The sequence below is a fragment of the Mesorhizobium sp. CNPSo 4671 genome, from assembly GCF_057784245.1.
Genome location: NZ_JBWLUW010000004.1, coordinates 428,035 through 440,981, shown reverse-complemented (window position 1 = coordinate 440,981; position 12,947 = coordinate 428,035). Strand labels below are relative to the sequence as shown.

Below are 12,947 nucleotides of genomic sequence, written 5' to 3'. Positions count from 1 at the left end.
GATGCCTGACATTGATATGGCAAAGCTCGACGCCATCACGCTTTCGGTCCTCCAGGCGGCGCTGCAGCAGGTCTGCGACGAGATGGACTTGACCTTTTCCCGCGCTGCCTTCTCGCCTGTCATTGCGGAAGCCAATGACCGCTCCGACGGGATCTACTCGGCCGCCGACGGCTCGCTGATTGCGCAAGGCAGCCAGGGCCTGCCGGTGTTCGTCGGCGTCATGCAATATTCCACCAGGACGGTGATCGAGATGATCGCCGACGGCCGTTGCCTGCCGCCGGAGCCGGGCGACATCTACATCGTCAACGATCCCTATCTCGGCGGCACGCATCTGATGGATGTGCGCTTTGCCATGCCGGTCTACAGGGGCGGCAAGATTTTCTGCTGGCTGTCCAACACCGGCCACTGGCCCGATATTGGCGGTTCGGTGCCGGGTGGCTTTTCCGCCTCCGCCACCGCCGTCGAACAGGAAGGCCTGCGGCTGCCGCCGGTTAAACTGTTCAAGAAGGGCGTGCTCGATCCGGAGATCTATGCCATCATCTGTTCCAACATCCGCGTCGCTGACCAGCGCATCGGCGACATCAGGGCGCAGGCCGCCGCACTGCTGATCGGCCAGGACCGGCTCAACGGAATCCTGGATCGTTACGGTGACGAAACTGTCGTCAAGGCAATCGCCGAGCTGCGCCGCCGCGCCGCCGAACAGATGCGCGCCAACATCGGGGCCATTCCCGACGGCACGTACCGCTCCAAGGCCTTTGTCGATTCCGACGGGGTGGTCAACGAGCCGCTGACCATCGCGCTCGCCGTCGAGAAAAAGGGCGATACGCTGACCTTCGACTTTACCGGCTCGTCCAAACCTTGCGCCGGGCCGATGAACAGCGTGCTGGCGACGACCCTGTCCTCGGTCTATCTCGCCATGCGCCACATCTTTCCGGACGTGCCGATAAGCGCCGGCGCTTTCGAGCCGTTGATCGTCAAGCGGCCGGAAGGCACCTTCCTCGACGCGAAGTACCCACGGCCCGTGTCCGGCTGTGCGGCCGAAGTCTCGCAGCGCATTGCCGAGGCGGTGTTCGCGGCCATGGTGCAGGCATTGCCGGACAAGGTGACGGCCGCGCCCGCCGGCTCCAGCGGCAATTTCGCGCTTGGCGGCAACGACCCAGCACGCGGCCGCGACTACGTCATGTACCAGATCTCCGGCGGCGGCTATGGCGGCAATTCGGGCCATGACGGCCTGACCAATGGCTGCTCGACCATCGGCATTTCCAAATCGCCACCGGTCGAGATCATGGAGCAGGCCTTTCCCGTGCTCTACCGCCACTACGCCTTGCGCGAAGGCTCCGGCGGCGCCGGCAAGCATCGCGGCGGCTTCGGCCTCGCCTACGAGGTCGAGATCCTGCGCGGTGACGCGCGGGCCTCCTTCGTCATGGATCACGGCCGTTTCGGCCCGCAAGGCGCGCTTGGCGGCAGCGATGGCGCGGTCAACACCGTCACCGTGTTCCGCAATGGCGAGGAACATGTGCCGCCGCATCTCTCCAAGGAGCAGGACATCCCGTTGAAGGCCGGCGACCGCGTGCGCGTCGGCACGCCGGGTGGCGGCGGCTATGGCGATCCGCGCGAGCGCGACGCCGATCAGGTGCAGCGTGATGTGGCGCTGGGGTACTACACCTCAGAGGAAGCCAGCGAGAAATTCGGTGTGATCTTGTCGGCGGACGGTCTCACAATTGACCGCAAGGCAACGGACAGGCAGCGCGCCGGCTAAACACCGCCATTCGCCACGGCGCGGATCGTTCACCGCGCCGTGATCGCCGCAGCACATGTCGTTTCCGTCTCTGCCGCACGCATGGAAGCCCATAGACTTCTCGTCCTCAACGGGGATCTGGAACATGCGTCTTTTCGGTCGTTTCGTGCTTGCCGCTTCCGTCGCTCTCACGCTTGCCACCGGTGCCGCCAGCGCCCAGGACAAGCTCAGGATCGGCACCGAGGGCGCCTATCCCCCCTTCAACTACGCCAGTGCCGACGGCACGCTGGGCGGCTTCGACATCGATCTCGGCAAGGCGCTGTGTGCTGAGATGAAGGCCGAATGCGAATTCATCGTGCAGGATTTCGACGGCTCGATCCCGGCACTCCAGGCCGGCAAGTTCGATGCCATCATCAACATCACCATCACGCCGGAGCGGGCCGAGAAGGTCGAGTTCACCCACAAATACTACCAGACGCCGCCGGCCATCGCCGTGCCGAAGGATTCGAACATTGTGGGCACCTCGCCGGACGATTTGAAAGGCAAGGCGCTGGGCGTGCAGACCGCCACCATCCACCAGAAATTCGCCGAGCAGAAATATGCGGGCTCGACCGTCAAGGCCTATCCGACCGGCGATGACGCCCGCACCGACATGGCCAATGGCCGCCTCGATGCGATGATGGATGGCTCGATCATCCTGACCGAATGGCTGAAGAAGCCCGACGGCGCCTGCTGCAAGCTGCTCGGCACGCTGACCGCCGATCCGGCCATTCACGGCCCCGGCGTCGGCATCGCCCTGCAGAAGGGCAACAAGGAACTGGCGGACAAGTTCAATGCCGCCATCGACGCCTTGCGCGCCAGCGGAAAATACAAGGAAATCAACGACAAATATTTTGCCTTCGACGTCTACGGCAACTGAGGACAACAAACGCCTTCGGCGGTGTCGGTCGGCGCCGCCGTTTTTCGTGATCATGGAGACCTTCTTGGCTGAGCGGCGTTCCCCTTTTTACAGCAGCATTGTCGGGCTCGGCGCGACCATGGGTCGGGTCGGCGGCGATTTCATCTCGGCCAAATACTATTCCGGCATTGCCGACGAGCACCTGAACACCCGCAAGAATATCGGCGTGCAGGATCTCAGCACCATGGGCAAGATGGACATTAAGGGGCCGGAAGCGGAAGCGCTGGTCAACCATGTCATCGTCAATGATGCCGTAGCGATGAAACCGGGCCAGGTCCGCTATTCCACGGTCTGCCGCGAGGATGGCGGCATCATGGACGACCTCACCGTTTTCCGCCTGGCGCCTGAGCATTTCATGCTGGTGACCGGCTCGGTCAACCGCCTGAAGATGCTGCCCTGGCTGCAGCACCATGCCCAGGGGCGCAAGGCCTATGTCACCGATATCACCGCGGCGATTGCCTTCCCGACCATCCAGGGCCCGCGCTCGCGCGAACTGCTGAAGGCGATGATCGGCGATGCCGATCTCGACGGGTTGAAGCGCTGGGCGTTCACCTCCGGGCGCGTCGGCGAGACAAAGGTGCTGATCTCCCGCACCGGCGTGACAGGTGAACTCGGCTTCGAATTGTTTGTCCCCGCAGACGAGGCGGCCTCGGTCTGGGATGTCCTGATGCGGACTGGCCGGGGCTTCGGCCTGAAACCCTATGGCGTGCTGGCGATGTTCACGCTCGGCCTGGAAAAGGCCTATCCGGCGCATGGCATCGACATGGACGAGAGCCGCACGCCATTCCATGTCGGCCTCGACCGCTGGATCAAATTCGACAAGGGCGATTTCGTCGGCCGAGAAGCGCTGCTCAAAATCCGCGACAAGGGTCTCGACGAGCGCTGGACCGGCCTGATCCTCGACGGCGACAGGCCGGCCGCAACCGATGCAAGGGTACTGGCCGAACGCGAGGACGCCGGCGTCGTCACCTACAGCGACCACGGCTATTCGCTCGGCAAGGTGCTGGCGACCGCGCATCTGCGGCTGCCGTTCACCCGTGTTGGCACCGAACTCAGCATCGACATCGATGGCAAGTCGACGCGCGCCGTGGTGGCGCCGATGCCGTTCTTCGATCCGGAGGGGGTAAGGTTGCGGGCTTAGCCTGTGCCGCGAGTCCCACAGCGTTATAGCGACCAGCCGTTCGCGCCGCCCCTCACCTGCCTGCCGGCATCCTCTCCACGTATAGTGACGGGGAGAGGGGCGCTCCGTCGCCGACTTCGCCAATCGTCAGCGTTGCAAGGATGCCGGCGTCGCGGCCAGCCTCTCTCTCCCCGTTCTACGGGGAGAGATGTCCGGCAGGACAGTGAGGGGCGGCGCCAATGGTAAGATCGTTCAGTGAGAAGGTTCGGTCGATCCGAATATTCAGCCGGCTCATCACCCCCGCCGATCCAACTTCGCCACCAGTCGGTCCCCCACCCACTGGATGCCGCACACCAGAACAATCAGCACAATCACCACGGCGATCATCACCGACGTCTCGAACCGCTGATAGCCGTACCGTATGGCGAGATCGCCCAAACCGCCGGCGCCGATGGCGCCGGCCATGGCCGAGGCGCCGATCAGCGTCACCAGCGTCACCGTGAAGCCGGCGACGATACCGGGCAGGGCCTCGGGCACCAGCACTTCGCGGATGATCGTCCAGCGGTTGCCGCCCATGGCGCGGGCCGCCTCGATCAGGCCGTGGTCGACCTCGCGCAGCGACACTTCGGCGATGCGCGCATAATAGGGCGTGGCGGCGATCGACAGCGGCACGATGGCCGCCCAGGTGCCGATCGAAGTGCCGACGATCAGCCGCGTCAGCGGGATCAGCGCCACCAGCAGGATGATGAACGGCACCGAGCGGAAGCCGTTGATGATTGCGCCGAGCACGCGGTTGACCCACAGGTTCTCGGCAATGCCGCCGCGCTCGGTAGCGATCAGAGCGAGCCCGAGCGGCAGGCCGAAGACCAGCGAGATCAGGCCGGAGGCGGTCGTCATCAGCACCGTCTCCCAGATCGACCGCAGCAGAAGCTCAAACAGGATTGGCGACATGGCCAAGCACCTCCACCCGCGCCTGGCGGGCCTTCAGGAATGTAATCACTTCGGCGAGATGGCTTGCATCGCTGCCGGGAACGGACAGAAACAGCGTGCCGACAGGCTGCTGCTGGATATGGTCGATGCCGCCATGGACGAGGCGGAAGGCGGCCGGAACAAAAGTGGCAAGGTCGGACAGCAGCGGGCCGCTTGCCGCTTCACCCGCCACGTCCACGCGCAGGATCGTCTCGGCGCCGGAAGCCGGCAGCAAGCGCGCCGCCAGTTCGGCCGGGAGCTGCGGCCGGATGGCGCCGAGCAGGCTTTTGGTGATGTCCGATTGCGGATCGGCAAACACCGACCAGACCGGCCCTTGCTCGACGATGCGCCCGGCATCGATCACCGCCACGCGGTCGGCGATCGAGCGGATCACCTCCATCTCATGCGTGATTAAAAGGATGGTCAGGCCAAGCTGCCGGTTGATGTCTTTCAGCAGCGCCAGAATCGAGCGCGTCGTCTCAGGATCGAGCGCCGAGGTCGCTTCGTCCGACAGAAGCAGCGCCGGCCGTGCGGCGAGCGCCCGGGCGATGCCGACGCGCTGCTTCTGGCCGCCGGACAGCGATGCCGGATAGGCCTTGGCTTTCTCCGACAGGCCGACCAGCTCGAGCAGCTCTGCCGCCCGCGCCAGACGCTCGGCCTTCGGGCGGCCCTCGATCTTCAGCGGCAGCGCCACATTGTCCTCGACCGTCTTGGCCGACAGCAGGTTGAAATGCTGGAAGATCATGCCGATGCGCCGCCGCAGCGGCTGCAGGTCGCGCTCGCCGAGCCGGCTGATCTCACGGCCCTCGATGAACACTTCGCCGGAATCCGGCCGCTCCAGCCCATTCAGGCAGCGGATCAGCGTCGATTTGCCGGCACCACTGCGGCCAATAATGCCGAGGATCTCGCCCTTGCGCACCGTCAACGAAATGCCGTCGATGGCCGGAGTGGCGCCAAAGCGGCGCTTCAGGTCGACGAGGCGCACCACGTCCTGTGGTGATGCGCCGGCCTTGTCGGCGGCCTCGGCGGTTACGGTGAAATGCTGGTTCATACGCGGATCCCTAAATACGATTGCGGCCCGCGCATTGCGCGGACCGCCTTCCCGATCAAAGCAGGCATATCAATGCCCGGATGGTCTCAATAAGCGCTGAGCCCGGTGCCCTTGTAGACCTTGTCGAACTCGGCCTTCACCGCGTCGTTCTGGTACGAAGCCACCAGCGTCTTCACCCAGGCTTCGTTCTCATTGCCGACTTTCACCGCGATGAAGTTGCGGTAAGGATTGTCTGCGATCGGCTCCTGCGCGATGCGGTTGTCCGGCGTCAGGCCGCTTTTCAGCGCCCAGTCGGTGTTGACCACCGCGGCGTCGAGATCCTCGACCGAGCGGCCGACGATGCCGGCGTCGAGTTCCTTGATCTCGACCTTTTTCGGATTTTCCGCAATGTCGGCGGTGGTGGCGAGAATGCCGGTGCCGTCCTTCAGCTTGATCACGCCTTCGTTCTGCAGCACGCGCAGCGCCCGGCCTTCATTGGAAGGGTCGTTCGGTACGCCGATCACCGCACCTTCCGGCAGGTCGGCGACCTTCGTGTACTTCTTGGAGTAGAGGCCGATCGGCCAGACGCCGGTATAGCCGACACGCACGATATGATAGCCTTGAGTCTTGATCTGGTTGTCGAGATAGGGCTGGTGCTGGAAGGCGTTGGCGTCGATCTCGCCGCGCTCGAGCGCCTCGTTGGGCTGGGTGTAGTCGTTGAACACCACGGTCTCGATGGTCAGGCCCTTTTCGACAGCCTGGGAGACCACGACGCGCCAGACATCCTCGTCCTCGCCGCTGATGATGCCGACTTTGATCGCCTTCTTGTCCTCGGCGAAGGACGCATGCGGCGCCATCAGGCTGCCGACCGCGACCGCCGATGCGAACAGCAGAGCAAGGCCGCTGCGCCGGTTGATGGTTGACCAAAGGGAAGAGGGCAAAGTGTTGTTGACGTCGGACATGTCTGAATCTCTGCGGTTGTGAAGTCATGGCAGCAAGGCGGATTGCCTAGGCTTGGACACATCGTCAGAAATTCTATCGATTTTATCAAAGAACGTGTTTCGCCTTTGTCCTCGATGCCGGGAATATTCTCTCAAAAATTCCAAGACATGGAGCACAAGACCGCACCGGACCGACCGCAGCGGCGCCGCGCTGCGATCCGGTACGCCTTGGACGGGAAGATCAGATTCGGCTGGAGCCCGACACTGCTGCCGGTCTCAAAGCGCGATCCAGGCGGTCTTCAATTCGAGATATTTCTCCAGCGCGTGCAGCGACTTGTCGCGGCCGAAGCCGGACTGCTTGACGCCGCCGAGCGGCACGGTGATGTCGGCGCCGCCATAGGTGTTGACGTGGACGACGCCGGCATGGATGGCGCGCACCATGCGGTGCGCCGTGGACAGGTTTGATGTCCACACCGCCGAGGCCAGACCGTAGACGGTCGAATTGGCAAGCCGCACGGCCTCTTCCTCGGTGTCGAAGCGCATGACGCCAAGCACCGGCCCGAACACCTCCTCGCGCGCAAGCTGCATATCCTGCGTCACATTCTCGAAGATCGTCGGCGCCATGTAGCTGCCGCCGGTCTCGGCCAGGATCCGCTCGCCGCCGGTGACCAGCCTTGCGCCTTCTTCCCTTGCTTTGGTGACGAAGCCAAGATTCTTGTCGAGCTGCTCGGCGCTCGACACCGCGCCGATATCGCTTGAGAGATCGAGCGGATCGCCAACCCTGAGCCGCGTCGTTGCCGAAAGCAGTTCCTCCATGAAGCGGTCATAGACCGGCGATTGCACAAGCAGGCGCGAGCCGGCGACGCAGACCTGGCCGGAATTGCGGAAAATGCCATTGGCCGAGACGACCGCGGCCTGCTTCAAATCAGGCGCATCGGCAAAGACGATGTTGGGCGACTTGCCGCCGAGTTCGAGGAAGACGCGCTTCGAATTGGAACGGGCGGAATAGTCGAGCAGCCGCCGGCCGACCGGCCCCGAACCGGTGAAGGCAATGGCGTCGACATCCATATGCAGGCCAAGCGCTTCGCCAGTGACCGCGCCACGGCCGGTCACGACATTGAGCACGCCGGCGGGCAGGCCGGCCTCGGCAGCCATCTCCGCCAGCCGCAGCAGCGTCAGCGAGGCGATCTCCGGCGGCTTGACCACCACACAATTGCCGGCGGCAAGGGCGGGCGCGATCTTCCAGGCGCCGATCATCAGCGGGAAATTCCACGGCACGATGACGCCGACGACGCCAAGCGGCTCCTTGTGGATCAGCCCCAGCACGTTCTCGGCCGTCGGCGCGATCTCGCCATAGACCTTGTCGATCGCCTCGGCGTAGTAGCGGATGGTGCCGGCGGCCGACAGCGGCTCGGCCTTATAGGCCATGCCGATCTCGGTGCCGTTGTCGCGGACGCCAAGCACCGCCAACTCGTCGACATGCTTCTCGATCAGCTCGGCGAGCTTTGTCAGCACCTTCTTGCGGAAGGCAGGGGCGGCGCGCGACCACGAACCCTTCTCGAATGCTCTGCGCGCCGATTTCACCGCGCGCTCGATATCGGCGGCATTGCCGTCGGGGATGCTGGCGAAGACGCGGCCATCGATCGGCGAAATGACAGGCAATGTCGCGCCGCTCGTTCCCTGGGATTGTGCGCCATCGATGAACTGGCCGCGCGCCCCGATTTCTATGTTGCGCAGGGTGTTGATGGCATTCTGGCTGATCATAATTGTCTCGCTTGAGGTAAATGGATTGCAGGGCAGCGTGTTGCGCCGCCCTGCATCGGTCTCGATACGATGTTTCGCTCAATCCTTCAGCGGCAGGCCGAGGCTCTCGAAGGCGACCGGGTCGCGGCCCCGCAAGGCGCCGGCCAGCAGCAGGCCGACTACCGCGGCGATCAGCACCAGCCCCGGCAGGAAAACACCGAGGAAGCCGCCGGCTCCCGACAGGCTGCCGAAATTGATGACGATCAGATAGATGATGACGACGAAGGCGACGAAGGTCAGCCCAGGCAGGATGGTGGTCTTCACCGCATTTTCCTGCGCCGACGGGTTGGCGCGGAAATACATCACCACGGCGAGCGAGGCGACGGCCATCATGACGATGACGCCGAGCGTCGCGACATTGGTCAGCCAGGAAAACAGCGCCAGCACCGGATCGAGGCCGAGCACGGCGAACAGCCCGACGACGACAGCCGCCAGCACGCTCTGGATCACCGAGGCGACATGCGGGCTTTGATGCGCCGAATGCGTCACGCCGATCGACTGCGGCAACAGCTTCTCGCGGCCCGACACATAGATGTAGCGGGCAACCGCATTGTGGAAGGCCAGCACGCCGGCAAACAGGCTCGACACGAACAGGATGCTCATGGCGTGGGTCAGCAGCGTTCCGGCGTAGCGGTCGGAGAGGCCGAACAGGAAGGTCGTCGGATCCTGCAGGCCCTGCAGCGCCGGCAGCAATTTGTCGACGCCGGCGCCGACCGCCATCAGCCAGGCGGTGACCATGTAGAAGACGCCGATCAAAAGCACGGAGAAATAGGTGGCGCGCGGAATTGTGACTTTGGGGTCGCGGGCTTCCTCGGCATAGATCGTCGTCGCCTCGAAGCCGATGAAGGCGGCAAAGCAGAACAGGATGGCGATGGCCGGCGCACCTGATGTGATCTGGCTCCAACTGAACGGCGCGGCCGACAGGCCGCTGTCGCCGCCGGTCCGAAGGATCGTCAGATCGAGGATCAGCACCACGGCATATTCGCAGAGAACCAGCACCGTCAGGATCTTGGCCGACAGGTCGACCTGGCGGTAGCCGAGCACGGCGACAATGGCGATGGCGATGAAGCTCCACACCCACCAGGGCAGGTTGATGCCCCAGCCGGCGAACAGCCCCGATGTGGCCGCACCCAGCAGACCCATGACGCCGATCTGCATGGCATTGTAGGACAGGATGGCGATCAGCGCCGTGGCGCCGCCCGCGAGACCGCCGAGGCCGCGCGCGGCGTAGGCATAGAAGGCGCCGGCATTGCCGACATGGCGCGACATGGCGACATAGCCGACCGCGAACAAAAGCAGCAGCACCGTCACGATCAGATATGTGCCGGCAAAGCCGGCGCCATTGCCCATCAGCATGCCGAGCGGCGTGCCGCCTGCGACCGCCGTAAGGGGTGCCGCCGCCGAGATCACCATGAAGGTGATGGCGCCGACACCTAGACTGTTCTTGCGCAGCCTGTTGGCCGGCGCCTGTTCCGAAACTGCTGACATTGGTCCCTCCTGTTTGCAAACCGGGAGTCGGTCCGCCGGCCGCTTGGCCTGTCCCATACGCTCTGGATGTCGGTTCATTATTTGAACCCTTATTTTGAATATAGACTTGCAAACAAGGCGGCTTCCTGTCAAGTTAATTCACACGTTAATTGATTGGCCCGTGCTTGGAGGCAAATGTGGGTACGGTCGGCAAGGCGATTTCACTTCTGGAGCTTTTCACCGTGGCTGAGCCCGAACTCGGGCTGACCGATCTGGCGCGCCGGTCGGGCTTCGACAAGGCGACGACGCGGCGGCTGCTGGTGGCCCTGACCGGCCATGGCTTCGTCGAGCAGGACGCCGGCACGCGGCATTATCGGCTTGGCGCCGGCCTATCGCGGCTGGCGCGCATCCGCGAGGCCCGCTTCCCCTTCCTGCAGACCGCGGTGCCGCTGGTGCGGGATCTGGCTGGCGCAACGGCCGAGACCGTGCATCTGTCGGAATTCGGCACCGACAGGCTGGTCACCGTCCATGTCGAGCATCCCAGCTGGGCAAACCGGGTCAACATCGACATCGGCCAACTTCTGCCCCTGCATTCGACTGCGTCGGGCATCGCCTATCTGGCTTTCGCCCGGGATGAGGCCGTCAAGACATGCCTGGCGGGGCCGCTCGAAGCCTTCACGGCGCATACGCTGATCGATCCCGCCGCCATCTCGCGCTCCATGGCCGAGGCGCGCGAGCGCGGCTATTCGGTCTGCGATCAGGGCCTGGAAGAGGGCGTCATCTCCGTCGCGGCGGCAATCCTGGCGGCAGACGGTTTCGCGCTCGGCACCATCGCGGTGGCGGCGCCGAAGGCGAGAACGACGACGGCCGACATCGCGCAACGAGGGCTTGCGGTCATGCAAGCGGCACGGGAGATTTCGATGCGCCTCAATGGCGACAACCTGCAAACCCTGAGGAGGCAGGCCTGATGTCTGCACAGACCGCGACGGCGCCCCGCATCCTGGTCATCGGTACCGGTGATACCAAGGCCGACGAGCTGCTGTTCATGAAAGCCTGCATCGAGGCGTCGGGCGGCAGCGCCGTGATGATGGATGTCAGCGTTCTCGGCAATCCGCCCTACAGCCCCGATCACGACAAGCATGCCGTCGCGCGGGCCGTCGACGTGACCATCGAGGAGATTGTCGCCAGCGGCGACGAGAACACCGCCATGACATTGATGGCCGGCGGCGCCGTGCAACTCGTGCGCCAGCTGCATCAAAACGGCGAGATCGACGCCTTCATCGCCATAGGCGGCTCGATGGGCACCGATCTGGCGCTCGACGTGGCGCTTTCCCTGCCGCTCGGCGTGCCGAAATTCGTCGTCTCTACCATCGCCTATTCGCACCTGATCCCGCCCGAGCGCGTCGCGCCGGATTTGATGATGATCCTCTGGGCCGGCGGGCTCTACGGCCTCAACTCGATCTGCAAGCTGGTCCTGTCGCAGGCTTGCGGCGCCGTGGTCGGCGCCGCGAAAATCGTGCTCGAGAGCCGCGCCTCTGCCCTGGCAATCGGCCCGACCATCGGCATGACCTCGCTCGGCAGCTCCTGCCTGCGCTACATGAAGACGCTGAAGCCGGCGCTGGAACGGCGCGGCTATGATGTCGCCGTCTTCCACACCACCGGGATGGGCGGCCGCGCCTTCGAATCGATCGCCGGCCAGAACCATTTCTGCGCGGTCTTCGACTTCAGCCTGCAGGAAATCACCAATCATCTGGCCGGTTCCGTCGTCTCCTCCGGCAACGACCGGCTGGAAAATGCCGGCGCCTGCGGCATTCCGCAGATCGCCGCCCCCGGCGCGGTCGACATGGTCGACCTGCCGACCTGGCAGGATTTGCCGGCTAAATTCTTAGAGCGCCCATTTCATGCCCATAACAGGCTGATCGCCTCGATCACCGTCGATGCCGATGATCGCCGCGAGGTCGCCAGGACCATCGCCGCCAAGCTCGGCGCCTCGAAAGGCCGCTCCGCCTTCATCCTGCCTTCCCAGGGCATCCAGGAATGGGACACGGAGGGTGAGCCGCTCTACGAGCCTGAAGCGCTCGCCGCCTTTGTCGATGAGATGCGCAAGGCTATTCCCGCCGGAGTCGAGTTCCACGAGATCGATGCCCACATCAACAGCGACGGTTTCGTCGCCAAGGCGCTGGAAATCTTCGACCGCTGGGTCGAGGAGGGCATCGTTCCGCGCGGCCTGCCGGCCAAGGGAGTGGCAGCGTGAGCGCTGTTCGTGCCCAGGCGCTTGTCCTCGATTTCGGTGGTGTCGTCACCCGCACCCTATTCGAGACCCATGCCTTGACCGAACAGGCGCTCGGCTTGAAGCCCGGAACGCTGCAATGGCGGGGACCGTTCGATCCGGACAGCGACCCGCTGTGGCGCGCCATGCAGGCCGACGAGATCAGCGAGCGCGACTATTGGCGCACCCGCACCAGCGAGGTCGGCCGGCTCGTCGGCGAGGATTGGCAGGCGATGGAAACCTTTGTCCAGCGCGCGCGCGGCGCCGAGCCGGAAAAGGTAGTGCGGCCTGAGGCCGACCATGCCATCCGCGCCGTCCATGCCGCCGGGTTTCGCCTGGCGATCCTGTCCAACGAACTCGACCTGTTCTACGGCGCGGATTTCCGCCGGCGGCTGCCGCTGCTCGTGTTCGAAACCATCATCGACGCCACCTACACCGGCATCCTCAAGCCCGACCCGCGCGCTTATGGCTTCGTCACCGAGGCGCTCGGCCTGCCCGCCGAAGCTTGCGTCTTCGTCGACGACCAGCAGCGTAATGTCGATGGCGGCCGTGCCGCCGGCATGCGCACGGTGCATTTCGACGTTGCGCGGCCAGCACTCTCCTATGCCGAAGCCCTTGCCCATTTCGACCTCGTCCCAGCTACCTGAGACCA

The 12,947-nt window shown here is 64.4% G+C and carries 11 protein-coding genes; 6 read left to right on the top strand and 5 right to left on the bottom strand.

From position 1 onward, the window contains the following. The first annotated feature begins 16 nt into the window (after positions 1 to 16). The 3 genes from AC04SF_RS14220 to AC04SF_RS14210 all read left to right on the top strand — a co-directional run bounded on the left by AC04SF_RS14220 (position 17) and on the right by AC04SF_RS14210 (position 3,837). Positions 17 to 1,759, top strand: coding sequence for a hydantoinase B/oxoprolinase family protein (locus AC04SF_RS14220; protein ID WP_488478608.1), 1,743 nt, complete (start codon positions 17 to 19; stop codon positions 1,757 to 1,759). A gap of 124 nt (positions 1,760 to 1,883) precedes the next feature. After that, on the top strand, positions 1,884 to 2,657 hold the full coding sequence (locus AC04SF_RS14215; RefSeq protein ID WP_488478312.1) for an ABC transporter substrate-binding protein: 774 nt from the start codon (positions 1,884 to 1,886) through the stop codon (positions 2,655 to 2,657). Positions 2,658 to 2,721: 64 nt separating this feature from the next. Continuing rightward, positions 2,722 to 3,837 carry an aminomethyl transferase family protein gene (locus AC04SF_RS14210; protein WP_488478311.1) on the top strand — a complete coding sequence of 372 codons (1,116 nt, stop codon included), beginning with the start codon at positions 2,722 to 2,724 and terminating at the stop codon, positions 3,835 to 3,837. A gap of 273 nt (positions 3,838 to 4,110) precedes the next feature. Here AC04SF_RS14210 and AC04SF_RS14205 read toward each other — a convergent pair whose 3' ends face one another. The 5 genes from AC04SF_RS14205 to AC04SF_RS14185 all read right to left on the bottom strand — a co-directional run bounded on the left by AC04SF_RS14205 (position 4,111) and on the right by AC04SF_RS14185 (position 10,047). Then, complete coding sequence (locus AC04SF_RS14205; RefSeq protein WP_488478310.1) at positions 4,111 to 4,767, bottom strand: methionine ABC transporter permease; 657 nt, start codon at positions 4,765 to 4,767, stop codon at positions 4,111 to 4,113. Then, positions 4,748 to 5,836: a methionine ABC transporter ATP-binding protein gene (locus tag AC04SF_RS14200; RefSeq protein WP_488478309.1), complete on the bottom strand. Its 1,089-nt coding sequence runs from the start codon at positions 5,834 to 5,836 to the stop codon at positions 4,748 to 4,750. Before AC04SF_RS14200 ends, AC04SF_RS14205 begins: the two co-directional genes overlap by 20 nt. Before the next feature lie 86 nt (positions 5,837 to 5,922). Then, the gene (locus tag AC04SF_RS14195; protein ID WP_488478308.1) at positions 5,923 to 6,777 is read right to left on the bottom strand and encodes a MetQ/NlpA family lipoprotein; all 855 of its coding nucleotides are present in this window, start codon (positions 6,775 to 6,777) and stop codon (positions 5,923 to 5,925) included. 255 nt (positions 6,778 to 7,032) lie between these two features. Continuing rightward, entirely contained in the window at positions 7,033 to 8,520 is a 1,488-nt protein-coding gene (locus AC04SF_RS14190; RefSeq protein WP_488478307.1) for an aldehyde dehydrogenase, read from the bottom strand. A 78-nt stretch (positions 8,521 to 8,598) separates the two neighbouring features. After that, positions 8,599 to 10,047 (bottom strand): APC family permease, encoded by a 1,449-nt coding sequence (locus AC04SF_RS14185; protein WP_488478306.1) that lies wholly within the window; start codon positions 10,045 to 10,047, stop codon positions 8,599 to 8,601. 176 nt (positions 10,048 to 10,223) lie between these two features. Here AC04SF_RS14185 and AC04SF_RS14180 point away from each other — a divergent pair, with 176 nt between their 5' ends. The 3 genes from AC04SF_RS14180 to AC04SF_RS14170 are packed head-to-tail and all read left to right on the top strand — an operon-like array spanning position 10,224 to position 12,942. Then, positions 10,224 to 10,994, top strand: coding sequence for an IclR family transcriptional regulator (locus tag AC04SF_RS14180; protein WP_488478305.1), 771 nt, complete (start codon positions 10,224 to 10,226; stop codon positions 10,992 to 10,994). Beyond that, the gene (locus tag AC04SF_RS14175) at positions 10,994 to 12,280 is read left to right on the top strand and encodes a Tm-1-like ATP-binding domain-containing protein (RefSeq protein WP_488478304.1); all 1,287 of its coding nucleotides are present in this window, start codon (positions 10,994 to 10,996) and stop codon (positions 12,278 to 12,280) included. The genes AC04SF_RS14180 and AC04SF_RS14175 overlap by 1 nt, the downstream gene beginning before the upstream one ends. Beyond that, positions 12,277 to 12,942, top strand: a complete 666-nt coding sequence (locus AC04SF_RS14170; RefSeq protein WP_488478303.1) for an HAD-IA family hydrolase — start codon at positions 12,277 to 12,279, stop codon at positions 12,940 to 12,942. The genes AC04SF_RS14175 and AC04SF_RS14170 overlap by 4 nt, the downstream gene beginning before the upstream one ends. Positions 12,943 to 12,947 lie beyond the last annotated feature (5 nt).

Bases quoted from the DNA above. Each gene is read 5' to 3' on its own strand.
- AC04SF_RS14205 (WP_488478310.1), bottom strand. From the start codon at position 4,767: ATGTCGCCAATCCTGTTTGAGCTTCTGCTGCGGTCGATCTGGGAGACG.
- AC04SF_RS14185 (WP_488478306.1), bottom strand. From the start codon at position 10,047: ATGTCAGCAGTTTCGGAACAGGCGCCGGCCAACAGGCTGCGCAAGAAC.
- AC04SF_RS14175 (WP_488478304.1), top strand. From the start codon at position 10,994: ATGTCTGCACAGACCGCGACGGCGCCCCGCATCCTGGTCATCGGTACC.
- AC04SF_RS14215 (WP_488478312.1), top strand. From the start codon at position 1,884: ATGCGTCTTTTCGGTCGTTTCGTGCTTGCCGCTTCCGTCGCTCTCACG.
- AC04SF_RS14195 (WP_488478308.1), bottom strand. From the start codon at position 6,777: ATGTCCGACGTCAACAACACTTTGCCCTCTTCCCTTTGGTCAACCATC.
- AC04SF_RS14190 (WP_488478307.1), bottom strand. From the start codon at position 8,520: ATGATCAGCCAGAATGCCATCAACACCCTGCGCAACATAGAAATCGGG.
- AC04SF_RS14220 (WP_488478608.1), top strand. From the start codon at position 17: ATGGCAAAGCTCGACGCCATCACGCTTTCGGTCCTCCAGGCGGCGCTG.
- AC04SF_RS14200 (WP_488478309.1), bottom strand. From the start codon at position 5,836: ATGAACCAGCATTTCACCGTAACCGCCGAGGCCGCCGACAAGGCCGGC.